Origin of the sequence: Burkholderia sp. BCC0397 (assembly GCF_902832865.1) — a bacterium.
GTDB lineage: Bacteria > Pseudomonadota > Gammaproteobacteria > Burkholderiales > Burkholderiaceae > Burkholderia.
The window spans coordinates 23,518-47,227 of the sequence record NZ_CADFDL010000010.1; the positions used below are offsets into that span (position 1 = coordinate 23,518).

22 protein-coding genes are annotated in these 23,710 nt (G+C 69.1%); 14 read left to right on the forward strand and 8 right to left on the reverse strand.

From position 1 onward, the window contains the following. Nucleotides 1-101 precede the first annotated feature (101 nt). From HWX03_RS26085 to HWX03_RS26105, 5 genes are all read left to right on the forward strand, one after another. Nucleotides 102-1,499: a sigma 54-interacting transcriptional regulator gene (locus HWX03_RS26085; protein ID WP_175873211.1), complete on the forward strand. Its 1,398-nt coding sequence runs from the start codon at nucleotides 102-104 to the stop codon at nucleotides 1,497-1,499. Between the two features lie 83 nt (nucleotides 1,500-1,582). Continuing rightward, nucleotides 1,583-2,116 carry a DUF4124 domain-containing protein gene (locus HWX03_RS26090; RefSeq protein ID WP_175873212.1) on the forward strand — a complete coding sequence of 178 codons (534 nt, stop codon included), beginning with the start codon at nucleotides 1,583-1,585 and terminating at the stop codon, nucleotides 2,114-2,116. A gap of 155 nt (nucleotides 2,117-2,271) precedes the next feature. Continuing rightward, nucleotides 2,272-2,832, forward strand: coding sequence for a DUF2975 domain-containing protein (locus tag HWX03_RS26095; protein WP_174387767.1), 561 nt, complete (start codon nucleotides 2,272-2,274; stop codon nucleotides 2,830-2,832). A gap of 8 nt (nucleotides 2,833-2,840) precedes the next feature. After that, nucleotides 2,841-3,065: a helix-turn-helix transcriptional regulator gene (locus HWX03_RS26100; RefSeq protein ID WP_012328573.1), complete on the forward strand. Its 225-nt coding sequence runs from the start codon at nucleotides 2,841-2,843 to the stop codon at nucleotides 3,063-3,065. Beyond that, a complete protein-coding gene (locus HWX03_RS26105) occupies nucleotides 3,040-3,726 on the forward strand; it encodes a hypothetical protein (RefSeq protein ID WP_175873213.1) in 687 nt (228 codons plus the stop codon). Before HWX03_RS26100 ends, HWX03_RS26105 begins: the two co-directional genes overlap by 26 nt. A 47-nt stretch (nucleotides 3,727-3,773) precedes the next feature. Here HWX03_RS26105 and HWX03_RS26110 read toward each other — a convergent pair whose 3' ends face one another. The 4 genes from HWX03_RS26110 to HWX03_RS26125 all read right to left on the reverse strand — a co-directional run bounded on the left by HWX03_RS26110 (nucleotide 3,774) and on the right by HWX03_RS26125 (nucleotide 10,768). Further along, nucleotides 3,774-4,802, reverse strand: a complete 1,029-nt coding sequence (locus HWX03_RS26110) for a MerR family transcriptional regulator (protein WP_175873214.1) — start codon at nucleotides 4,800-4,802, stop codon at nucleotides 3,774-3,776. A gap of 124 nt (nucleotides 4,803-4,926) precedes the next feature. Beyond that, nucleotides 4,927-6,480, reverse strand: a complete 1,554-nt coding sequence (locus HWX03_RS26115; protein WP_175873215.1) for an efflux transporter outer membrane subunit — start codon at nucleotides 6,478-6,480, stop codon at nucleotides 4,927-4,929. Nucleotides 6,481-6,482: 2 nt separating this feature from the next. Continuing rightward, complete coding sequence (locus HWX03_RS26120) at nucleotides 6,483-9,662, reverse strand: efflux RND transporter permease subunit (protein ID WP_175873216.1); 3,180 nt, start codon at nucleotides 9,660-9,662, stop codon at nucleotides 6,483-6,485. Continuing rightward, nucleotides 9,659-10,768: an efflux RND transporter periplasmic adaptor subunit gene (locus HWX03_RS26125; protein WP_175873217.1), complete on the reverse strand. Its 1,110-nt coding sequence runs from the start codon at nucleotides 10,766-10,768 to the stop codon at nucleotides 9,659-9,661. Before HWX03_RS26125 ends, HWX03_RS26120 begins: the two co-directional genes overlap by 4 nt. 188 nt (nucleotides 10,769-10,956) lie before the next feature. On the opposite strand from HWX03_RS26125, the gene HWX03_RS26130 reads away from it, so the two are divergent. Further along, the gene (locus tag HWX03_RS26130; RefSeq protein WP_175873218.1) at nucleotides 10,957-11,577 is read left to right on the forward strand and encodes a TetR/AcrR family transcriptional regulator; all 621 of its coding nucleotides are present in this window, start codon (nucleotides 10,957-10,959) and stop codon (nucleotides 11,575-11,577) included. A gap of 27 nt (nucleotides 11,578-11,604) precedes the next feature. Here the strand turns inward: HWX03_RS26130 and HWX03_RS26135 are convergent, their stop codons facing one another. Further along, on the reverse strand, nucleotides 11,605-13,338 hold the full coding sequence (locus tag HWX03_RS26135; protein WP_208449935.1) for a ClcB-like voltage-gated chloride channel protein: 1,734 nt from the start codon (nucleotides 13,336-13,338) through the stop codon (nucleotides 11,605-11,607). A 127-nt stretch (nucleotides 13,339-13,465) separates the two neighbouring features. Further along, on the reverse strand, nucleotides 13,466-14,542 hold the full coding sequence (locus HWX03_RS26140) for a YeiH family protein (RefSeq protein ID WP_175873219.1): 1,077 nt from the start codon (nucleotides 14,540-14,542) through the stop codon (nucleotides 13,466-13,468). Nucleotides 14,543-14,654: 112 nt separating this feature from the next. Here HWX03_RS26140 and HWX03_RS26145 point away from each other — a divergent pair, with 112 nt between their 5' ends. The 8 genes from HWX03_RS26145 (at nucleotide 14,655) to HWX03_RS26180 (ending at nucleotide 22,451) form a co-directional block, all read left to right on the forward strand. Continuing rightward, nucleotides 14,655-15,548: a LysR family transcriptional regulator gene (locus HWX03_RS26145; protein WP_174387756.1), complete on the forward strand. Its 894-nt coding sequence runs from the start codon at nucleotides 14,655-14,657 to the stop codon at nucleotides 15,546-15,548. 160 nt (nucleotides 15,549-15,708) lie between these two features. Continuing rightward, on the forward strand, nucleotides 15,709-16,473 hold the full coding sequence (locus tag HWX03_RS26150; protein ID WP_175873220.1) for a TIM barrel protein: 765 nt from the start codon (nucleotides 15,709-15,711) through the stop codon (nucleotides 16,471-16,473). A 28-nt stretch (nucleotides 16,474-16,501) separates the two neighbouring features. After that, nucleotides 16,502-17,494 carry a sugar kinase gene (locus tag HWX03_RS26155; protein ID WP_175873221.1) on the forward strand — a complete coding sequence of 331 codons (993 nt, stop codon included), beginning with the start codon at nucleotides 16,502-16,504 and terminating at the stop codon, nucleotides 17,492-17,494. Between the two features lie 112 nt (nucleotides 17,495-17,606). Then, nucleotides 17,607-18,887, forward strand: coding sequence for an MFS transporter (locus HWX03_RS26160; RefSeq protein WP_175873222.1), 1,281 nt, complete (start codon nucleotides 17,607-17,609; stop codon nucleotides 18,885-18,887). Nucleotides 18,888-18,891: 4 nt separating this feature from the next. Next, a complete protein-coding gene (locus tag HWX03_RS26165; RefSeq protein WP_175873223.1) occupies nucleotides 18,892-19,857 on the forward strand; it encodes an NAD(P)-dependent oxidoreductase in 966 nt (321 codons plus the stop codon). 331 nt (nucleotides 19,858-20,188) lie between these two features. Next, on the forward strand, nucleotides 20,189-21,232 hold the full coding sequence (locus HWX03_RS26170; protein WP_175873224.1) for a LacI family DNA-binding transcriptional regulator: 1,044 nt from the start codon (nucleotides 20,189-20,191) through the stop codon (nucleotides 21,230-21,232). 54 nt (nucleotides 21,233-21,286) lie between these two features. Continuing rightward, nucleotides 21,287-22,075, forward strand: coding sequence for a YhfC family intramembrane metalloprotease (locus HWX03_RS26175; RefSeq protein ID WP_175873225.1), 789 nt, complete (start codon nucleotides 21,287-21,289; stop codon nucleotides 22,073-22,075). A 13-nt stretch (nucleotides 22,076-22,088) separates the two neighbouring features. After that, nucleotides 22,089-22,451 carry a DUF3022 domain-containing protein gene (locus tag HWX03_RS26180; protein ID WP_174387749.1) on the forward strand — a complete coding sequence of 121 codons (363 nt, stop codon included), beginning with the start codon at nucleotides 22,089-22,091 and terminating at the stop codon, nucleotides 22,449-22,451. 33 nt (nucleotides 22,452-22,484) lie between these two features. Here HWX03_RS26180 and HWX03_RS26185 read toward each other — a convergent pair whose 3' ends face one another. Further along, nucleotides 22,485-22,916, reverse strand: coding sequence for a PGDYG domain-containing protein (locus tag HWX03_RS26185; protein WP_175873226.1), 432 nt, complete (start codon nucleotides 22,914-22,916; stop codon nucleotides 22,485-22,487). A gap of 132 nt (nucleotides 22,917-23,048) precedes the next feature. Further along, the gene (locus HWX03_RS26190) at nucleotides 23,049-23,600 is read right to left on the reverse strand and encodes a Spy/CpxP family protein refolding chaperone (RefSeq protein ID WP_175873227.1); all 552 of its coding nucleotides are present in this window, start codon (nucleotides 23,598-23,600) and stop codon (nucleotides 23,049-23,051) included. Nucleotides 23,601-23,710 lie beyond the last annotated feature (110 nt).

Sequence of the window (23,710 nt, forward strand, 5' to 3'; positions counted from 1 at the left end):
CCGGCGGCGGACAAGGACTGCCACAACTGGCAGTGTCGTGGCAGAATTGGCAGCCAGCCTGGCAGTCCGTCCGGGCGCCTCTTCGCCGAGCGAGCCGCCGCATGAATCCGCACGACACCATCCCGATCGTCCCCGCCCCGCGTCGCGACGCGATGCCCGACGTACGCGCGCTCGTCGCGTATCTCGAGCAGGACCCGCAGCCGATGATCGTGGTCGACCCCGACTACCGTATCCTCGCGGCGAACGATGCGTACCGGCGCCAGTTCGGGGTGGCCGGCGTCGAGCACGTGGGCCGGCACTGTTTCCAGGTCTCCCATCACTACGACGTGTCGTGCGACCAGGCCGGCGAGCATTGCCCGATGAAGCAGGCGCTCGAATCGCGCGGGCTGAACCGCGTGCTGCACATCCACCACACGCCGCGCGGCCCCGAGCATGTCGACGTCGAGCTGCGGCCGATCTTCGATGCGGACGGCAACGTGATCGCATATGTCGAGCGGCTGACGACGGTGCGCAGCGCGTCCGCGCAGCCGAGCGCGGAAGGGCTCGTCGGCGGCGCCGATGCGTTCAATGCGGCGCTCGGCGCGCTGCAGCGCGTCGCGCCGTCGACGCTGCCGGTGCTGCTGCTCGGCGAATCGGGCACCGGCAAGGAGCTGTTCGCCCGCGCGCTGCACGAAGCGAGCGATCGCGCGATGGGGCCGTTCGTCGTTGTCGATTGCTCCGGGATCGCCGAGACGCTGTTCGAGAGCGAACTGTTCGGCTACGAGAAGGGCGCGTTCACGGGCGCGAACCAGCGCAAGCCGGGCCTCGTCGAAACCGCGCAGGGCGGCACGCTGTTTCTCGACGAGATCGGCGACGTGCCGCTGCCGATGCAGGTGAAGCTGCTGCGGCTGATCGAATCGGGCACGTTCCGGCGCGTCGGCGGCGTCGAGGCGCTGCGTGCCGATTTCCGGCTCGTCGCGGCCACGCACAAGCCGCTGCGCGAGATGATCGACGACGGCCGGTTCCGGCAGGATCTGTACTACCGGATCAACGCGTTCCCGATTCCGCTGCCGGCGTTGCGCGAGCGGCGCGGCGACGTCGCGCTGCTGGCCGAATCGATCCTGCAGCGGATCGCGAACGCGCGCGGCAAGGCCGGCGACGCTAATGCCCGGCCATTCGCGGCCCGGCCATTCATGCTGACCGAGCGCGCGCGGGCGTGCCTCGACGCGTATGCGTGGCCCGGCAACATCCGCGAGCTGCGCAACGTGCTCGAACGCGCGTGCCTGTTCGCGGACGACGGGACGATTCGCGTTGAACATCTGCCGGCCGAGCTCGTCGCGGCAGCGGCGGCGCCGCACGCGCAGGCGGTGGACGCGCGCGGCGTGTCGGATGCGGAGCTCGTCCGTATCGCGCGCGCGTTCGATGGCACGCGCAAGGCGCTCGCCGAGCAGCTCGGATTGAGCGAACGGACGCTGTACCGGCGGATGAAGGCGCTCGGCCTCGGCTCGCGCGAGCGCTGAACGGGCATGTCGCGCGCGGCTGGCGGCGGCACGCGGCTTTGCCGATAATGGCGCGTTCGATTCCAGCGCTTTCGCCATCGCCGATGAAAAAACATGCCCTCTCGCGTTGCCTGTTGCTTGCAACCCTTGCAATCACAGCGCTGGCCAGCCCGGCGCACGCCGCCGACTACACGTGGACCGATGCGGCCGGCACGCACGCGGTGACGCTCGCCAGAACCGCGTCCGGCGACGACGTCGAGCTCAAGGTGTCCGCGACGCTCGACGGTCACCCCGACTGGACGGTGCGCGACTACGTGAAGGCATGTCCGGTCGACGTGATTCTCGACGTCGTACCGAAGTCGATCGAAATGCGCGACCTGCTCGGCAACGGCCGCAAGCAGTTCCTGTTCGCGTACAAGATCGGTTGCCGCGGCGACGTGAGCGCCGATCAGGTCAAGTACTTCCTGATCGACGCGGGCACGAAATACGTGCTGCGCGGCGAGGAAACCGTGACGGTCAACGGCAAGTTCGTCGACGGCGGCGCGGCGCCGGTACCGAATGCGGACCTGAAGGCGCAGCCCGCGTTTCTGCGCTACATGTCGAAGCGCTGGCGCGGGATCAGCGCGCGCAACGACTAGGCGGGCGTCCGGCCGGTGCATGCGACAGGGGCGGATCGACGCTGGTCGAGCATGCCGGGCAATAAAAAATCACAACAAGACGACAATTAATTATCGTTTTACGATAATTATCGACGTACAATCGATGCTCGTTCATTCGTCGTCGAGGAGACGTCATGCATTCCGATCGCATTGCCCGTATCAGCCAGCAGATGGCCACCGTCACGCTGGGGTTCATCGTCTGCATGCTGGTGCTCAACGCTGCGTGCTGGCTGTTTCCGTCGCTGGACACAGCGTCGGGGCCCGGCTTCGTCTTCGGCCTCACGGATTCGGTGCTCACGAACCTGCACGTGGACGTTGCCGCGTTCCCGTGGTGGCAGAAGGCGGTCGGCATCCTGCTGTCGAGCGTGCCGCTGATCGCGCTGGCAAACGGCCTGCGTCATCTGCGCGCGCTGTTCCGCACGTATGCGCGGCGCGACTATTTCTCTGCGCAGGCGGCCGGCCATCTCGGCAAGACGGGGCGCGCGATCGGCCTGTGGGTGGTGCTGAGCCTGGTGTGCGAGCCGCTGCTGAGCGTGTGGGCGACGCTGCGCGAACCGGTCGGCCATCGTGTGGTGAGCATCGGCTTCACCATGCCGTACGTGGTCGCGCTGTTCACGGCCGCGTGCATCGCGGTCATCGCGCACATTCTCCGGCAGGCGAGCGAGCTCGACGCCGAGCATCGGCAATTCGTCTGAGGCGCGCGATGACGATCGTAGTCAAGCTCGACGTGATGCTCGCGATGCGCAAGGTTCGCTCGAAGGATCTGGCCGCAGCCGTCGGCATCACCGAACAGAATCTGTCGCTGCTCAAGCAGGGGAAGGTGAAGGGCATCCGCTTCGCGACGCTCGAGGCGATCTGCCGTTATCTCGACTGCCAGCCGGGCGACCTGCTCGCGTTCAGCGATGACGGCGGCGGCGAGCCCGACTGACGCAGCGCGCACGCGGCGTGTCGATGCGGCGGGGCGCCGTCGGTCGCGTGTCGTCGCGCTGGCTGTCGCGGTGTCCGTGTCGATCCACCTGCTCGGATGGTTCGTGCTGCAATGGGCACCGACGCCGGCCGGCCCGAAAACGAGCGAGAAGCCGCGGACCGTGCTGCGCGTCGAGTTGATTCCCGCGCGGCCGAAACCCGAGGTGATCGCACGCGAGATCGGGCGGGCCGGCCCCAGCGCAGGCGGGCGAGGCGCCGTGCAATCGGCGAAACGTGCTGCTGCGGTGGCGAACGCGCGTAGGGCGGCGCGTTCGTCTCCGGATGCGCCGAGTACGCCACACAGGCAAAACGAGACGACCGCCGATGCACGTGACAACGCTCCGGCGACCGCTGCCAGCCCCGATCTCGACTGGCGTCGCGATCTGGACGCGATCGGTGCACCGCAACGCTCAGCGCGCAGCCCCGCGCAGGCGGCCGTCGGCGCGCTGGGCGCATCGTCCGGCGGCGTGTTGCCGCGTCGTCGCACCGTCGATGCAAAGCTGGCCGACGGCATGTCGGGCGCGCGTCGTGCCGATTGCCGGAACGCGTACGCGGGTGCGGGCTTGCTCGCCTTGCCGATGCTCGCGCTGGATGCGGTTCGCGATACCGGCTGCCAATGGTGAAACGGGCGGCACACGGGACACCCGCTTGCCGCCCGCCAGTCATGCGATCAGCGCACGGGCGCCAGTTGCGCCATCGCTGCGCGCACGAAACCGAGCAGCGTGTCGTCGGTCCACGAATCCTTCGTCAGCGCCGGCTCGTTCATCAGCGCCTGGCGGAATTTCGCGTGCGTGGCCGGATCGTGGCCCGCGTAGCTGCAGAACAGCTCGAGCCAGCGCTGCGCGAGCGCGCGGCCTTGCGGCGAATCGGGCTGCGTGCCCGCGTCGATCGCGTCGCGCACGTCGGCCATCAGTTGCGGCCATTCCATCGCGCGTTCGCGGTAGTGCGCCCGCATGAAGCGGATCTCGTCCGGCGCGAGGTACTTCTCGAAGAGCCGCATCTTCGTTTCCGACGAAGCACGCAGCACATAGTCGCGCAACGCGGTCGAAATGCCGATCTTCGACTGCATCGACGGTTCGTGCTCGTGCATCAGGTTCAGCTTCGCGAGCAACCGCGGATCGTTGTTCGTGTCGCGCACCAGCAGCGCCATCCAGCGCGCGGCGAGCGCACGGACGCGCTCGTCCTCGGCGGGCACGCCCGCATCGTGCAGCACACGGACCTCGTCGACGAGCGCGATCCATTCCGCGTCGCCTGCCTGGCTCTTCTGGTACATCGGCAGGCGCGCGAGTTCCGCCTCGGAGAAATATTTGTCGTACACGGTCATCAACTCCAGTGTGGTGAGCCAATCGGCCAGTTCCGGCTCGGTGCCCGCCGCGAGCTGCGCATGCAGGCGCGCGAGCCGCTCGCGCAGCTGCGCGGTTTGCGCGAGCTGCCGGTCGAGCGACGCGATCTGCTTCGCGACGAGATCGACGAGCGGGGTACCGGGCTGGTTCAGGTAGTCGCCGATTTCGGCGAGCGACAGTCCGAAGCGACGCAGGGCCTGGATCTGGTGGAGCCGGGCGATGTCGTCGCGGTCGTACAGCCGGTAGCCGTTGTCGGCGCGCGCCGAAGGCGTCAGCAGACCGATTGCGTGATAGTGATGAAGCGTGCGGACGGTCAGCCCGCTGCGTTTCGCCAGTTCTCCCACTTTCAGCCGCATTCGTTCCTCCGTTCGGTGCGCACACTGGAGTCTCGAACGTTACGCTACGTGAGGGTCAAGTGGAAGATCAGCGATCGGACGGGCGCTGCGGGGAGCCGCACGCGCGTCCGATCGAAGGGGCGGGTTACTGCGCCGAAGGCGCGGCGTCGGGCGTGGCGGCGGCGCGCGCGTCCTTGCCGGCGGCGCTCGCGGTTTTGCCGGACTTGTCGCCGTTGTCGACCGGCGGCGTGCCCATCGCCTGGTAAAGCCGCGCGGTATCCGCGAACCGTGCGCCGGTCGCGCGAATCTCGTCGAGCCGCGCATTGCGGTACTGCAACTCGCTCGCGCGCGCGGCCGACGGCGGCAGCGCACCGAGCCGCACGCGAGCGGCCGCGTCGTCGTATGCGCCGCGTGCGGACAGCGCGGCGCGCGACGACGCATCGAGCGCCTCCGCGTCGTGCTCGAGTGCCGCGAGCGAATCGGCGACGTTCTGGAACGCGCCCAGCACCGCCTGCTTGTACTGGTCGACCGCGGCCTCGTAGGTCGCCTTCGCCGCGCGGCGCTGGGCGAGCAGCGCGCCGCCGTGGAAGATCGGCTGGCTCAGCGACGCGCCGACGTTCCAGATCGCGCCGGCGCCCGACAGCATTGCCGGCCAGCTGAAGCCGCCTTTGCCCATCGCCGCCGACAGCGACAGCTGCGGGAACATCTGCGCGGTCGCGAGGCCCACTTCGGCGGCGGCGGCCTTCAGCCCCGCGTCGGCGGCCTGGATGTCCGGGCGGCTTTGCAGCAGGTCCGACGGCACGACGACGGGCACCTGCTCGGGCAGGTGCAGATCGGCGAGCGCGAGATCGGCCGGCGGCCGGTCGGGCGTGCGGCCGACCAGCACCGCGAGCGCATGGCGCGCCGAGTCGCGCTGCTGGCGCAGCGCGGGCAGGCTCGCCGCGAACGTGTCGGCGCTTTGCCGGGCATTCAGCGCGTCGCTGCGCGAGGCCGAACCCAGCGCATGGCGGCGCTCGGCGTCGTGCGCCTGGTCGTTCGCGAGCGCGACGAGCCGCTCGGTCGTCTCGATCTGCGCATTGAGCACCGACACGGTGATCGACGCGGTCACGATGTTCGCGGCCAGCGCGCGCCGCGCGGATTCGAGCTGGAACGCGCTGACGTCGACGCGTTTCGCAAGCGCGCGGTTCGCGAAGCGCGACACGCCGAACAGGTCGACCGTGTAGCTCGCCTGCAGTTGCCCGACGAACGTGTCGTACAGCAGCGTCGGCGCGCCGAGCGCGGGAATCGGCACGCCGAGCGCACGCTGGCGCGTGGCCTGGCCGACCGCGTCGATCGACGGCAGCATCGAGCTGCCGATCTGTCCGCGCAACTGCTCGCGCGCGGCATCCAGCGAATGCGACGCCGCACTCAGCGTCGGGCTGTTGCGCAGCCCTTCGTCGACGAGCGCGTTCAGCGCATCGGAACGGTACTGCTTCCACCAGTCCGGCACCGGTTGCGCGCCGACCTCGAACTGCTGCGCGACGCCTTGCGCGGACACGGTCTGCTCGACTTGCGGCGCGGCGCCGTAGTGCGCGGGCGACGGCATCGCGGGCGGCTCGCCGCTCGGTGCGAACCACGCGCAGCCCGCGAGCGGGCCGGCGACGCTCGCCGCCGCGAGCAGCCGCACGGCTTTCGTTTTCAGGGTCATCGATCGATCCATGGTCAGGCTCCCGACGGCGCGGCCGGCGTGCTGCCGCCTGGCGGCGGGCCGTCCTGCGGGTCGCGTTCGTCGCGCTTCACGCGGAACCACGTCGCGTACAGCGCAGGCAGGTAGAACAGCGTCAGCACGGTCGCGCTCGTGATGCCGCCCATCAGCGCGGTCGCCATCGGCCCGAAGAAGTTCGAGCGCAACAGCGGGATCAGCGCGAGCACGGCGGCCGCGGCCGTCAGCGTGATCGGCCGGAAGCGCCGCACGGTCGCGCCGATGATCGCGTCGACGCGGCCGTGGCCGACCGCGATGTCCTGCTCGATCTGGTCGACCAGGATCACCGAGTTGCGCATGATGATCCCGAACATCGCGATCACGCCGAGCATCGCGACGAAGCCGAACGGCTGGCCGAACAGCAGCAGCGTCGCGACCACGCCGATCAGCCCGAGCGGCGCGGTCAGCACGACCATCAGCACGCGCGAGAAGCTCTGCAGCTGGATCATCAGCAGCGTGAACACGGCAATCGCCATCAGCGGCATCTGCGCGTTGATCGACGTCTGCGCCTTCGCGCTTTCCTCGACCGAGCCGCCGATGTTGATCTGATAGCCGACCGGCAATTGCGCGCGCAACGTGTTCAGCTTCGCGTCGACCGCATGCGTGACGTCGATGCCCTGCGCGCCGGCGCGCACGTCCGACTGCACGGTGATGGTCGGCTGGCGGTCGCGTTCCCACACCACGCCGTATTCGAGCGTCGGCGTGAAGCGGCCGAGCGAGCCGAGCGGCACGGGGCCGTTCGGCGTCGGCAGCGCGAGGCCCGCGAGTTTCGCCGGATCGACGCGGTCGGCGCGCGGCGCGCGCAGGTCGACGGCGATCAGCTTGTCGCGCTCGCGATACTGCGTGACGGTCGTGCCGGACAGCGTCATCGCGAGGAAGCTCGACACGTCCTGCGACGTGACGTTCAGCTCGCGCGCCTTCTTCTGGTCGAGCTCGAAACGCACCGAGCGCTCGGCCGGCTCGTCCCAGTCGAACTGCACGTTCACCGTGCGCGCATCGCCGCGCATCGTCGCCGCGACCTTCTCGGCGATCGAGCGGACCGTCGCGATGCTGTCGCCGCTCACGCGGAACTGCACCGGATAGCCGACCGGCGGGCCGTTCTCGAGCCGCGACAGGCGCCAGCGCACGGCAGGGAACGTGTCGCGCAGCGTGGTTTCGAGCCAGGTCGCGAGCTTCTCGCGATCCTCGACCGATTTCGCGGTGATCACGAACTGCGCGAAGTTCGGCAGTTGCAGTTGCTGGTCGAGCGGCAGGTAGAAGCGCGGCGCGCCGCTGCCGACGAAGCTCACCGAATGGTCGATCTCGGGACGCTTGTCGATCGCTTTCTCGAGCCGCTCGGTCTCGCGCAGCGTCGCCGCGAACGATGCGCCTTCCGGCAGCCGCAGGTCAACCAGCAACTCGGGCCGGTCGGAGCTCGGGAAGAACTGCTGCGGCACCAGCGAGAAGCCCATCATCGCCACGACGAACAGGGCGCCCGTGATCAGCAGCACGACGAAGCGCCGCTCGATGCACCAGTCGATCCAGCCGCGCAGCCGCCGGTAGAAGCGGGTGTCGTAGATGTCGTGCTCGTGATCGTCGGGCAGGTGCGCCTCGTGCGCGTGCCGCTTGCGCTCGGGCAGCATGTGGAAGCCCAGCAGCGGGATCAGCACGACGGCCGCGAACCACGACGCGATCAGCGCGATCGCCGACACCTCGAAGATCGAGCGCGTGTATTCGCCGGTGCTCGATTTCGCGAGCGCGATCGGCAGGAAGCCCGATACCGTGACGAGCGTGCCCGTCAGCATCGGGAACGCGGTGCTGGTGTACGCGAACGCGGCGGCGCGCGCCCGGGTGTAGCCCTGTTCGAGCTTCACGGCCATCATCTCGACCGCGATGATCGCGTCGTCGACGAGCAGCCCGAGCGCGAGCACGAGCGTGCCGAGCGACACCTTGTGCAGCCCGATGTCGAACAGGTACATGAACAGGGCGGTGACCGCGAGCACGACCGGGATCGAGATCACGACGACCATCCCGGTGCGCAGCCCGAGCGACACGAGGCTCACGACCAGCACGATCGCGACCGCTTCGGCGACCGCTTCGAGGAAGTCGTCGACCGAATGCGAGACCGCGTGCGGCATGCTCGATACCAGCGTCAGCTTGAGGCCGACCGGCAGTTGCGCCTGCAAGTCCTTCGATTCGGCGTCGAGCGCCTTGCCGAGCCGGATCACATCGCCGCCCGGTTGCATCGTGACGCCGATGCCGAGCACGGCTTTGCCGTTCGTGCCTGGACCGGCCGTGCCTGGACCGGCCATCCGCATTTGCGTGACGGTCGGATCGTCGTAGCCGCGCCTGACGGTGGCGAGATCGCCGAGCCGGAACGTGCGGCCGTTGATGCGGATCAGCGTATCGGCGATCGCGCCGACGTTGTCGAACTGGCCGCTCGGCCGCACGAACACGCGATCGTCGGCGGTCGTCAGCACGCCGGCCGACGAGATGTCGTTCTGCGCGTTGATCGCCTGCCCGAGCTGCTGCGGCGAGATGCCGAGGCGCGTGAGCTGCGCATTGTTGACCTCGATGAAGATCCGCTGGTCGGGGTCGCCGAAATAGTCGACCTTGCCGACGCCCGGCACGCGCAGCAGCACGGTGCGCAACTGGTCCGCGTAGTCGTGCAGCTGCGCGGGCGTGAAGCCGTCGCCCTCGAGCGTCCAGATGTTGGTGTAGACGTCGCCGAATTCGTCGTTGAAGAACGGGCCCTGCACGCCGGGCGGCAGCGTATAGCCGATGTCGCCCACTTTCTTGCGGATCTGGTACCAGGTCTCGGGCACATCCTTTACAGGCGCCGAATCCTTCATCGTGAAGAAGATCAGCGATTCGCCGGGGCGCGAATAGCTGCGCAGGAAATCGATGGCCGGTGTTTCCTGCAGCTTGCGGCCGATCCGGTCGGTTACCTGTTCCTGCACCTGCCGCGCGCTCGCGCCGGGCCAGAAAGTCCGGATCACCATCACGCGGAACGTGAACGGCGGGTCTTCGGATTGCGCGAGCCGCGTGTACGCGAGGATGCCCGCGAGCGTCGCGAGCGCGATCAGGTAGACGACCAGCGCCTGGTGGCGCAGCGCCCATGCGGACAGGTTGAACCGGCCTTCTTCGTGGGAGACGCTCACGATGCGAAGTCCTCCGGATGCAGCGGCGCGATCGCGCGCACCTTCTCGCCCGCGCTGACCGTATGCACGCCCTGCAGCACGACGCGCTCGCCCGGCTGCAGCCCGTGCGACACGGTGACGGTGCGCTCGTTGAAGCGGGCGACGTCGACGCGGCGCAGTTCGAGCGTGTCGTCCTTGGTGCGCACGACCCATACGGCCGGTTGCGCGCCGTCGTGGAACAGCGCGGTCGCGGGCAGCGTGATCGGCTGCGTATCGCCGGCGGCCGGCGCGCCGTCGAACGCGACGTCCGCGGTCATCCCGAGCCGGATCGCCGGATCAGGTGCGCCGAGCGTGAGCTTCACGCGGTAGGTGCGGCTTTGCGGATCGGCGGCCGGCGCGATTTCGCGCACCTTCGCGGCGAACCGGCGGCCCGGCAGCGACGGCAGCGTGACGGTGGCCGCATGACCGGGCGCGAGCGATGCAAGCGCGGCCTCGGGCACGTCGCTGACCACGTCGACGTCGCCCGACCACGCGAGCTGGTAGACCGCCTGGCCGGCCGACACGTTCTGGCCGGTATCGGCCTGTTCGGCGGTGATGGTGCCCGCATGGTCCGCGACGAGCGTCGCGTAGCGGAGCTGGTTCTTCGCGAGCGCAAGCTGTTGCTGCGCCTGGTCGCGCTGCGCGAGCGCCGACGTGTAGCTGTTCTGGGTCTGTTCGAGCTGCGCGGTCGCGATCAGGTTTTCGCGGGCCTGCGCGCGATCGCGGTCGAGCTGCTGCTTCGCGAACGAAAGGCTGTGCGTCGCGGCATCGAGTTGCGCCTGCGCGCTCGCGGCGTTCTTCTCGACGTCGGACGGATCGAGCAGCGCGACGACCTGGCCGACCTTCACCGTATCGCCGAGCCGCACCCGGCGCTCGATGATCTTGCCGGCGATGCGGAACGACAGCGGGGTGGCATAGCGCGGCTGGATGTCGCCGGGCAGCGTGCGCGCGGCCGCGAGGGTGTCGGCCCGTGCGGGCAGCGCGACGACGGGGCGCGGGGCGGGCGGCGCGGATTCTTTCGGATGACAGGCGGCAAGGACGAGCGCGGCGCCGATCAGCAGCGCGGCGCGGGAACCGGAGCGATTCACGAAACCCCCAGGTGAGGTGGAGCGGAACGAAGCCGGCAAGCGCGGCGGGCGCTTGCCCCAAGCGGCGCCGGCACCGGCGCACGCGGACAGACGAACGACATCTTCAGAAACTGTGGCGGATTCTAATACACACCTGTATCTGAATGCAAAGATGAATCTGAAAGGGAAGGGATGCTAGACTGCGCGGCATGAAACCACAGCGCTTAACTCGCGAGCAGAGCCGGGACCAGACGCGCGAACGTCTGCTGAAAGCCGCGCATCGCATTTTTCTGAAGAAAGGCTATGTGGCCGCGAGCGTCGAGGACATCGCGGCGGCGGCGGGCTATACGCGCGGCGCGTTCTACTCGAATTTCCGCAGCAAGTCCGACCTGCTGCTGGAATTGCTGGAGCGCAATCACGCGGAGGTGCAGGCCGACTTCCAGGCGATTTTCGAAGGGGGCGGCACGCGCGAGCAGATGGAATCGATGGCGCTCGCGTATTACCGGACGCTGTTTCGCGACGACGAATACTCGCTGCTGTGGGGCGAGGCGAAGCTGCAGGCCGCGCGCGACGCGAAGTTCCGCGTGCGCTTCAACCAGTTCCTGCACGGCAAGCGTGTGCAGATGGCCGAATTCATCCAGCGCTTCGCCGAGCGCTCGGGCACGCCGTTGCTGCTGCCGGCCGACACGCTCGCGTTCGGGCTGATGTGCCTGTGCGACGGCGTGCAGTCGTACTGCACGGCCGATCCGCAGCACGTATCGGTCGACGTGGCCGAATCGGTGCTCGCGGGGTTCTTCGCGCGGGTCGTGCTCGGGCGCGCGCCGGACTGACCGGCGCGGGCGGTGCGGCGATGCGCGTCAGCGCTCGCCGGTCATCCGCCGGTAGGCGTCGAGCAGCGACGTCTTGTAGACGACGCCCGCGAGCGTCGGCTCGGCTTCGCTCTCGATCACCGGCAGCCGTTCGCCCTGGAACGCCATGAAGCGTTCGAGCGCGGTCGCGAGCGGCATGTCGGGCGTGAGCAGCGGAAACGGCGTATGCGCGTAGTGCGCGGCCGTCTTGTCGGTCGTGTCGCGCTTGTCGAGCAGGTCCGACGTGATGTCCTTCAGCGCGACCGCGCCGCGGAAGCGCCCGGCGTCGTCGGTCACGTACAGGTACTTCACCGGATATTCGAGAAACACGCGCGTCATGTCGGCGACGCTCGCGGTGAGCGGCACGACCGTCTGCGCGGGCTGGATCAGCTCGCGCATCTGCGTGGTGCGCAGCCGCTGCCGCTCCTGCGCGTCCTGGTAGTGGTGCTGCGTGATTTCGTACATCGACGTCGTGCCCGTCGCGCGTGCGACGAAATACGCGAACACGCACGACACCAGCAGCGGCAGCACGACCTGGTAGCTCAGCGTCATCTCGAAGATCATCAGGATCGCCATCAGCGGCGCCTGCGTGGCGCCCGCCATGAACGCGCCCATCCCGACGATCGCGTACGCGAAATACGCGGACGTATGGCCCGGCCACAGCGCGTCCATCGCGAGCCCGAACAGCGAGCCGAACACGGCGCCGACGAACAGCGTCGGCGTGAACACGCCGCCGATCGCGCCCGAGCCGGCCGTCGCGGCGGTCGCGATCACCTTGAACACGAGCACCGCGACGAGCGCCTGCCAGGTCCACGGCGAATGGAGGATGTGGTTCACGACGCTGTAGCCGTTGCCCCACACGTCCGGAATCCATACCGAGATCACGCCGACCACGAGGCCGCCGAGCGCGAGCCGCACGGGCAGCGGCACCGGCAACCGCTTGAACTGCGTCTTCGACGCGTCGAGCAGGTGCAGGAACTGCGGCGCGAGCACGCCGCACAGCGCGCCGAGCACGACGAACGGCAGCACCTCGGGGCCCGTCACGGCCGGAAACACCGGCATCTCGTATGGCGGCCGGTAGCCGGCGAATTCGCGCATCACGATGTTCGCGACGACCGACGCGACGACCATCGGCCCGAAGCTCTCCATCGCGATCGTGCCGAGCACGATCTCCGACACGAAAAAGGCGCCGGCGATCGGCGCGTTGTACGCGGACGTGATACCGGCCGCCGCGCCGCACGCGACCAGCAGGCGCAGGCGCGGCGGATCGAAGTGCACGAACCGGCCGACCAGCGACGCGGCGAGCGCCGCGAGCTGCACCATCGGGCCTTCGCGGCCGATCGAGCCGCCGCTGCCGATCGTCAGCAGCGACGACACGCTGCGCCACAGGCTCTGCCGCACCGGCACGACGCCGTTGCCGAGCGCGACCGATTCCATGTAGTCGGTCTTGGCGGCCTGCTGGTCGCCGCGCGTCGCGAGCAGCAGCACGCAGCCGGCGAGGAAGCCGCCCGCGGCCGGCATCCAGAACCGCACGTACCACGGCAGGCTCTTGGCCATCTGCACGAAGCTGCCGCTGTGCCCCGAGATTAGGCGCTGCATCAGGTCGATGCCTTCGCGGAACGCCATCGTGGCAAAGGCGCCGCCGACGCCGACGATGGCCGACCAGATCAGCATCGTATGGGCGTCCGACAGGCGGAACAGCGTTTGCGCGCGAGTGCGCAGCTTCAGCAGGAACGAGAGCACGGCTGAAAGAGGGCGATGGAAAACGACGCGAAGCATAGCACTGCGCCGCGCCCGCGGGACCTCCCCGTCGGGCTTCCCGTAGGGCTTCCCGTCGGGCGCGGCGCGCGAACCGTCACGGACAGGCGGCTCAGCCAAGGCAGTGCTGCACGGCCCAGGTGATCCCGTAGCCGCCGACGATCAGCCACACGTACAGGATCAGGCCGGTCATCAGCGCACGCGGGCCGGCTGCGCGGATCTGCGCGACGCGCGTCTCGATGCCGAGTGCGGTCATGGCCATCGTCAGCGCGAAGGTGTCGAGCACGTTCAGCGTATGCGTGACATCCGCGGGCAGCACGTTCAGCGAATTGACGATCACGAAGCCGAGGAAGCCGAGCGCGAACCAGGGAACCGCCACCTTGGGCTTGCCTTGCGCGCCGCCGGCCGCGTCGTGCGCCGAGCGCGCCGAACGGGCGAGCCACCAGCCGAGCGCGAGCAGCACCGGCACCAGCAGCATCACGCGCGTCATCTTCACGATCGTCGCGACGTGCGCGACCTGCGGGCTGATGTCGCTCGCCGCGCCGACCACCTGCGCGACTTCGTGGATCGTGCCGCCGAAGAACAGGCCGAGGCCGGCCGGATCGAGGTTCAGCAGCCCGGCGTGATAGGCGAGCGGATACAGGAACATCGACAGCGTGCCGAACAGCACGACGCTGCCCACGGCCATCGCGCTCTGGTGCGGCTTCGACTGCTGCGTCGATTCGAACGCGAGCACGGCGGCCGCGCCGCAGATCGCGCTGCCGGCGGCGGTCAGCAGCGCGGCGTCGCGGTCGAGCTTCATCAGCTTCATGCCGACCCAGGTGCCGATCACGAGCGTGCTGACGACGACCAGCACCGACACCGCGAGGCCAGGCAGCCCGACCTGCGCGATTTCCTGCAGGCTCACGCGCAACCCGAAGAACGCGACCGCGATGCGCAGCAGCTTGCGTGCGGAGAAATTGACGCCGGCCGCCCAGCTGGCCGGCATGCCGTCGCGCAGGCCGTTGCCGTACAGCGCACCGGCGACGATGCCGACGATCAGCGGCGACAGGCCGAGCCCCGCGATCGCGGGAAGCTGGGACAGGCTCGTGACGGCGGCGGCGAACAGCGCGACGAACAGCACGCCGTTCAACTGGCCGCGCATCGACGGCGCGGCATGGCTGAGAGGGGGAGTCGGAGCAGTGGACATGGAAGCACCGTGATGGAGCGTGTGGCGATGCTGTAATCCTAATTTTGTTATATCGATATGAAAAATTGTGATTTGTGACGTAAACTATCCGGAAAGCCGATAATTCATCCCCATGACCCCGGATCAACTGATAACGTTCGCCGCCGTCGCCGAGCATCTGAACATCAGCCGCGCCGCCGTGGCGCTGCATCTGTCGCAGCCGGCCGTGTCGGGCCAGTTGCGGCTGCTGCAGGACGAGTTCGGCGAGCCGCTGTACCAGCGCGACGGCCGCGGCATCCGCCTGACGCCGGTCGGCGAACAGCTCGCGCAGTATGCGAAGGCGCAGCGCGACACCTTCGCGCAGGCGCGTGCGTTTCGCGACGCGGTACGCGGGCTGGAAGCCGGCACGCTGCGCATCGGCGCGAGCACGACGCCCGCGAGCTACCTGCTGCCGTACCTGATCGCGGCGTTCCAGCCGCGCGCGCCGCGCGTGTCGATCCAGACGATGAGCGGCAATACGGCCGACGTGGTCGCGGCGCTGCCGTCGCTCGACATCGCGCTGATCGAAGGGCCGCCCGGCGAGGCGCTGCCACCGGGCACGGCCGTGCACGCGTGGCACGAGGACGAGATCGTCGCGATCGTGCCGGCCGGCCATCCGCTCGCGGCGCCCGGCTACGACGCGGGCGTGACGCTCGACGCGCTCGCCGCGCATCCGCTCGTGCTGCGCGAGGCGGGCTCCGCCGTGCGGCAGCTCGTCGAGCGCGCGTTCGCGCATGGCGGCGCGCCGATGCGCGTCGCGTTCGAGATCGCGGGGGTCGAGGCCGTGAAGGAGGCCGTGCGTGCGGGGATGGGCGTCGGGTTCGTGTCCGCGATGTCGCTGCGTCACCAGGATGCGGCGCTCGTGTTGCGCTCGCTGGCGCCCGCGCCGCTCACGCGGCATTTCTCCATTCTCGTGCCGCATGGCGGCGCACCGTCGCGGGTCGCCGCGCAATTCCTCGAAATGAGTCTCGCGCAGGATCTCGCGTAGGCGGCCGAAGCCGCTCCGGGAACACGCATTGCACGCCGTCGGACGCGTATTTGCGCGCCAACCAGTCTTAGGGATTTCCTCTATGGCGTGGGTCTGAAGCGAAGCGCACCATCCGTCTCAAGCAAATGGAACCGGTTCCATTCCGGTGAAAAAGGGCAACATGGCAGACATCGTGATCGTGGCGAGCGCATTCGGGATGGACCGGGTGCGCCAGGAGGGCCACAGTGCATTCATCGCCACCGTGGCGGCATCCGGTGCGTCCGGTTTCGAGGTGCGGCGCGAGCTGTTCGCGTCGGACGACGACACGGCGCCCGGCGCGCTGGCCGCGCTCGGTGCGCAAATCGCCGGCCACGGGCTGTGGTCGGTCTATTCGACCCCGGACTCGCTGTATACGGAAACGGGTGCGCTCGATGCCGACGCATTGCGCGACGCGCTCGTGCAAGCGGACGCGCTCGGTGCGCGCTTCGTGAAATTCCAGCTCGGCGGCTTCGCCGGCGACGCGCACGCGGCCGAGATCGTCGCGCTGTCGCGCGGCGCGCGGGCCCGCGTGGTGGTCGAGAACGGCCAGCCCGAGGTCGGCGGCGCGTTCTCGCAGTTCCGCGGGCTGTTCGACGCACTGGCCGATGCCGGCATGCCCGATGCGCTCGGCATGACGTTCGACATCGGCAACTGGCAGTGGCGCGGCGAAGCGCCGCTCGACTGCGCACAGGTGCTCGCGCCGCATGTGGAATACATTCATTGCAAGACCATCGAAGGCGAGGGCGCGCGTCGTTTCGCCGCCGCGCCGGCGCCGAACGATCCGCTCGTGACCGGCGTGCTCGCCGCGCTGCCGCAGCACGCGCCGCGCGGCATCGAGTTCCCGTTCGACGCGGCCGACCTGGCCGGCGATGCCTGCCGGCGCGTCGCGTGGCTCGCGACCGCGTGACGGCAGCAGGATCCAGAGGAGTTCAGTCATGAAAGCAGCACTCGATGTCGTGACCTATGGCGAAGCGATGGCGATGTTCGTCGCGACGGAACCGGGCCATCTCGCGCACGCCGGGCAATTCGCGAAGCGGATCGCGGGCGCCGATCTCAATGTCGCGATCGGCCTGTCGCGGCTCGGCTTCCGGGTCGGCTGGATGAGCCGGGTCGGCCGCGATTCGTTCGGCCGCTACGTGCTCGACACGCTGGCGCGCGAGGGCATCGACGCATCGTGCGTGACCGTCGACCCGCGCTATCCGACCGGTTTCCAGCTGAAGTCGCGCAACGACGACGGCGGCGACCCGATCGTCGAATATTTCCGCAAGGGCTCGGCGGCGAGCCACCTGTCGTGCGACGACTACGTGGCCGACTACGTGCTCGGCGCGCGCCATCTGCACCTGACGGGCGTCGCGCCGGCGATCTCGGCGACGTCGTGCGAACTCGCCTTCCGGCTCGCGCGCGAGATGCGTGCGGCCGGCAAGACGATCTCGTTCGACCCGAACCTGCGCCCGACACTGTGGCCGTCCGCCGACGTGATGGCGAAGACCCTGAATGCACTCGCGACGCTCGCCGACTGGGTGCTGCCGGGCCTGGCCGAAGGGCGGCAACTCACCGGGCACGACACGCCGGCCGACATCGCGGGCTTCTATCTCGCGCGGGGCGCGCGCGGCGTCGTGATCAAGCTCGGCGAGCAAGGCGCGTATTTCCGCACGGCCGACGGCCGCGAAGGCATAGTCGCCGGCGAGCGCGTTGAAAAGGTCGTCGATACGGTCGGCGCCGGCGACGGCTTCGCGGTCGGCGTGGTCAGCGCGCTGCTCGAAGGCCGGAGCGTCGAGCAGGCGGTCGCGCGCGGCAACCGGATCGGTGCGCTCGCGATCCAGGTGATCGGCGATTCGGAAGGGTTGCCGACGCGCGACGCGCTCGACCGGCTCGAAAATGTCAGCAATCACGCCGATCGCTTAGAGGAAACCGTCACCGCGCAATGAGAGGCCGGACACGGCACAATCCGCGGATCCATTTCGTGCTTCATGCACGGTTTTGCATGAGACCGGACGACGCAACGATGCGCCGATGCCGGTCTACTCAGGAGACACTCTGATGGCAGCCAATCTCGCAGCTCGACGCTGGTGGACGATCATGCCGATCGTCTTCATCACGTACAGCCTCGCTTACCTCGATCGCGCGAACTACGGGTTCGCGGCCGCAGCCGGCATCAACCAGGATCTCGGGATCAGCAAGGGCCTGTCGTCGCTGATCGGCGCGCTGTTCTTCCTCGGCTACTTCTTCTTCCAGATTCCCGGCGCGATCTACGCGGAACGCCGCAGCGTGAAGAAGCTCGTGTTCGTCAGCCTCGTGCTGTGGGGCGGCTGCGCGGCACTGACCGGCGTGGTCAGCAACATCCCGTCGCTGATGGCGATCCGCTTCGTGCTGGGCATCGTCGAGGCGGCCGTGATGCCGGCGATGCTGATCTACATCAGCAACTGGTTCACGAAGAACGAGCGCTCGCGCGCGAACACGTTCCTGATCCTCGGCAACCCGGTCACCGTGCTGTGGATGTCGATCGTGTCCGGTTATCTCGTGCATGAATTCGGCTGGCGCCACATGTTCATCGCCGAAGGCGTGCCGGCCGTCGTCTGGGCCGTGTGCTGGTGGTTCCTCGTGCAGGACAAGCCGGCCGATTCGCCGTGGCTCAGCGCGCAGGAAAAGCGCGACCTCGACGCCGCGCTCGCGGCCGAGCAGGCGGCGATCAAGCCGGTGCGCAACTATGGCGAGGCGTTCCGCTCGCCGGCCGTGATCAAGCTGTGCGCGCAGTATTTCTGCTGGAGCATCGGCGTGTACGGCTTCGTGCTGTGGCTGCCGTCGATTGTGAAGAACGGTTCCGACCTCGGGATGGTCGCGACCGGCTGGTTGTCCGCGCTGCCGTATCTCGCCGCGACGATCGCGATGCTGGCCGCGTCGTGGGCGTCCGACAAGGTCGGTTCGCGCCGCGGCTTCGTGTGGCCGTTCCTGCTGATCGGCGCGGCCGCGTTCGCCGCGTCGTACGCGCTCGGCTCGTCGCATTTCTGGATCTCGTATGCGCTGCTGGTCGTCGCGGGCGCCGCGATGTATGCGCCGTACGGCCCGTTCTTCGCGATCGTGCCGGAACTGCTGCCGAAGAACGTCGCCGGTGGCGCAATGGCGCTGATCAACAGCATGGGCGCGCTCGGCTCGTTCGTCGGCTCGTACTTCGTCGGTTACCTGAACGGTGCGACCGGGTCGCCCGTCGCGTCGTACGCATTCATGAGCGCCGCGCTGGTCGCCGCGGTGATCCTCACGCTGTCCGTCAAACCCCAGGCGCGCGATGCGCATCCGCTCGCCGCGCCGCTGCAAGGAAAATGAAACGATGAAGCCCCGTATCGTCGCGTACAAGCCGCTGCCCGATGACGTTCTCGCGTACCTGCGCGAGCATGCAGAGGTCGTGCAGGCCGCCGGCGCCGATGCGCTCGCTGCTGCGCTCGGCGACGCGGACGGCGCGATCGGCGCGAGCCTGAAGGTCACGCCGCAGATGCTCGACCGCGCCCCGCGGCTGAAGGCGTGGTCGACGATCTCGGTCGGCTACGACAACTTCGACGTCGCCGATCTCACGCGGCGCGGCATCGTGCTCGCGCATACGCCGGACGTGCTGACCGAATCGACGGCCGATACGGTGTTTTCGCTGATCCTGGCTTCCGCCCGGCGCGTGGTCGAACTGGCCGAGTGGGTGAAGGCCGGCCACTGGCAGCGCAGCATCGGCCCGGACCTGTACGGCACCGACGTGCAGGGCAAGACGCTCGGCATCGTCGGGCTCGGGCGGATCGGCGGCGCGGTCGCGCGGCGTGCGGCGCTCGGCTTCCGGATGCAGGTGCTGTACGCGAACCGGTCCGCGCATGCCGAGGCCGAGGCGCAGTACGGCGCCCGGCGCGTGACGCTCGACGAACTGCTCGCGCAGTCGGATTTCGTGTGCCTGCAGGTGCCGCTGTCGCCGGACACGCGCCACCTGATCGGCGCGCCCGAATTCGCGAAGATGAAGCGCAGCGCGATCCTGATCAATGCGTCGCGCGGGCCCGTCGTCGACGAAGCCGCGCTGGTCGACGCGCTGCGCGCGGGGACGATCCGCGCCGCGGGGCTCGACGTGTTCGAGCAGGAGCCGCTGCCGGCGGATTCGCCGCTGCTGCAGATGAAGAACGTCGTCGCGCTGCCGCATATCGGCTCGGCGACGCACGAGACGCGCCATGCGATGGCGCGCTGCGCCGCGGAAAACCTGGTCGGCGCGCTGGCCGGCACGCTGCGCACGAATCTCGTCAATCCGGATGCGCTGGCGCACGCCTGAGCCGCCCCCGGCAACCGGCCGGCGCGGTGCCGGCGCCGTTAGAGTCGATGATCTTGGTGCCGGCGGGCTGGCTGCGTTATGATCGCCCGCTCGCGTCGCATCGACGGCGGCCACGCGGCCGGTAGCGTCGCGCGACGGGCATCCGCGCCAGGTCCGGTGCGGCCGACTGCTGTAGCACGCGACTGGCGGGCGCTGCTCGACCGTGAAGCACCGGGCCAGCGCAGGCGCCGATGCGCCAGGACAGGGGAGGCCGCCGGTTGGCTTACGTTTCCAACAACAAAGGTCCGTCTGCTCACGAAGCGGCGCGGATCGTACGTCGCGAGGCACGACAGTGACCGATTCGCAACCTTCCACGACGCGTCCGGCGACGATCAGCGACGTCGCGCGCGAGGCCGGCACGGGCAAGACCAGCGTTTCGCGCTACCTGAACGGCGAGACGCATGTGTTGTCCGTCGATCTGCGCCAGCGGATCGAGGCGGCCATCGCGCGGCTCAACTACCGGCCGAACCAGATGGCGCGCGGGCTCAAGCGCGGCCGCAACCGGCTGCTCGGCATGCTCGCGGCCGACCTGACCAATCCTTACACCATCGAAGTGCTGCAGGGCGTCGAGGCCGCGTGCCATGCGCTCGGCTACATGCCGCTCATCTGTCACGCGGCGAACGAAGTCGAGATGGAGCGCCGCTTCCTGCAGCTGCTCACGACCTACCGCGTCGAAGGGCTGATCGTCAACGCGCTCGGCGCCGACGAAGACGTGCTGCGCCCGCTGCGCGGCGCGGGCATTCCGGCCGTGCTCGTCGACCGCACGGTCGAGGGTTTCGAGGCCGACCTGATCGGCCTCGACAACGGCGACGCGATCGAGACGGCGCTCGCGCACCTGGTCGAACACGGTTTCGACGCGATCCATTTCGTCGTGCAGCCGTTCGAGCGCGTCAGCTCGCGGCGCGTGCGCGAGGCCGCGTTCCGCGCGGCGCTGGCGGCGCGCGGGCTGGCGGTGCCGTCGACGGTCGTGCTCGACCTGGACGAACCCGACGCGGCCGCGGCGGCGCTCGCCGACGTCGATGCGCGCATCGACGAAGCGGCGCGGCGCGGCGTGCGCGCGGCGCTGTTCGCCGCGAATGCACCGGTCGCGCTTGCGATCGCGCGCCACCTGCGGGCACGGTTCGGCGCCGCGTGGCAGCAGCAGGCGGCGCTGCTGTCGATCGACGATCCGGAATGGGCCGAGCTGATCGGCATCACGACGATCCGTCAGCCGACCTACGAAATCGGCTACAAGGCCGTCGAATTCGTGCACGAGCGGATCGACGGCGCGGCGGGCGACGTGCGCGTCGCGATGCTGCCCGGCGAACTGATTGCGCGCGCGTCGACCGCAAGCTGAGTATCATTCGGGGCACGCGGCGCGTCAGGTGCGCCGCCCCGAACAAGGAACTACATGACTGTCGCTCCCGTCACGCTGGCGGCGCTGATCGCCGCCACGCTGATCATCGCGCTGCTGCCGCTCGTCCTCTACCGCATCCTGCGCAAGCCGCTTGCGCTCAACCGCCGCGACACGATCGTCGGCGTCGCCGTCTTCACGCTGTTTGCGATGATCCTCGAGCGCGCGTTCCACGGGCTCGTGCTGAGCCACACGCCCGAGGACGGCTGGCTGACGCAGCCGCTCGCGTTCGTCGCGTACGGCGCGCTCGCGACCGCCGTGTTCGAGGAAGTCGGCCGCTATCTCGGGATGCATGTCCTGAACCGCCGCTATGGCGCATCGGCCGGCGACGGCCGCGGGATCGGCTACGGAATCGGCCACGCCGGCGCAGAAGCGTGGTTCGTCGGCGTGCTGGTGTGGGGCCAGTGGTCGTATCTCGCGTGGCTCGCGAGCCGCGGCCAGCTCGAGACGCAGTTGTCCGACCTGCCGGTCGACACCGTGGTGCGGCTGCACATGATGCTCGCGACGCTGTCGGCCCAGTCGATCCTGCTGTTGCTGCTCGAACGCTGCGCGGCGTTCGCGGTGCAACTGGCGCTGTCGGTGCTGGTGTGGCGCGGCGTGCGGGCCGGCCGAATGGCCGTGCTGCCGCTCGCGATCGTGCTGCATGCGCTCGCGGCGACGCCGACGCTGCTGTACCAGGTGGGCGTGCTGCCGGCCGCGTGGGCCGAGACCGCGTATTTCGTGCTGGCCGCGGTCCTGGTGGTCGTGCTGGTGAAGACGTGCCGGCCGTCGCGTGCGGCGGCCTGACGGGGAAGACGCAATGGACGACTATCTGATCGAATGCCAGAGCGCGGAATTCGACGCGCTCGCGCGCGTGATCTGCGATCTCTTTCCGGAGCAGACGCGCTTCGCCGAAAGCAGCGATGCGCGCGGGCGCTTCCTGTCCGTCCACTGGCTGGCGATGCGTTTCGGCGCGACGCCGAAGCGGATGACGCTCGACATCCGGGTCGTGCCGGCCGCGCTCGCGCGCTACCTGGCGCTCAAGCCGATGCAGCGCGCGCGCAGCCATGCGGTGCTGCATGCGTATACGGAAGCGATGCTCGGGTCGCTCGAAGAGCGGCACGCGGCCGGCGAGGCCGTCGAGCGCGACGCGGAACTCGAACTCGACGAAGACTTTGCGTGAGCAGCGGCGCCGGCCTCGGGCCGGCGCGGTGCGTTACGCGTCGCGGTAGACCTGCGCGAAGCGCTGCGCCTGCACGACACCGTAGTCGCCGGGCGCGTATTGCATCACCCAGTCGCCGGCGACGCCGCGCAGCGTGTCGCCGTTTTCCGAGCGGGCGATCGTAAACGGTTCGTCCATCCGGCGCGCGAGCACGACGGCCGGCCGGTTGCGGTAGGCGCCCGGCGCGCCGTGCGCGAGCGCCGGATCGGCGGGCAGGTATTTGGCGTCGAAGCGCGCGCGCGACACGACCCAGCGGTCGCCGGTCGAGCCAGTGATCAACGCGTCGCCCGCACCATAACGGTTCGGGCCTTCGAGGCTCATCAGTTCGCCGTCGGCGTCCGCGAAGGACACGGCGACGGTTTCGTCCTTGACGACGCGACGGGCCTGCGGATCGGTACGCAGATCGAGTTGCTTGAGTTCGAGCATGGGGAAGGGCGGGAAAGCGGGAAAAGCCGGGAGCTTATCCCGAATTCGGCGCGCCGTGTGACGCGCCGGTCGCCCATAGCGGCGCGGCGCCGTTCGGCCCGGGCGGGCAGCACGGCGCCGGCGGGGAGGGCGTCAGGGCTGCGCGGGTGCGCTCGCGGCCGGCGCGGCGGCCGCCTTGCCTTCCTTGCCCTTCGTCTTGCCCTTGCCGCGGTGCTCGCCGCCGTGGTGCAGCCAGCTGCGGAAGGTCGTGTCGGCCAGCGCCTTCTGCTCGGCCGGGAAGCTCTCGTAGAGCGGCGCGAAGGCGTCGGCGAGCTTCTTCGCGCCGTCGGCGTTCGCCTGCGACAGTTCCGCGTACTGCTTCATGTCGTCGAGCGCGGACACGTCGTGCTTGGCCATCCGTTCGCTATAGAGGCGGCCCATCGTTGCGCCGTTGTCGCGCATCGTGTCGGCGAACGTCTTCCATTGCGGCTCTTGCGCCGACGTGATCTTCAACTGGTCGTGCAGATACTTGATGCGCTGCTCGATGCGCGCTTCGTGGCGTGCCGCGCGCTCTTCGGCGCTCGGGGCCGACGCCGCGGCCGTCATGGCCGGCGCCTGGGCGGGCGCTTGCGGCTGCGCCGGGGTTTGCGCGAATGCGCTGGCTGCAACGACGAGCGTAGCGAGGGTGAGCGAAATTTTCTTCATGGTTGGCTCTCCGGGGTGGTGTCGTGCGAGCGGGCGCGGCGGCCATTGCCGCAAGCGCATCTCGCGTCGCCCGATATTAGTAGCACGTTGCCCGTAGTGCGGCAGTGAAT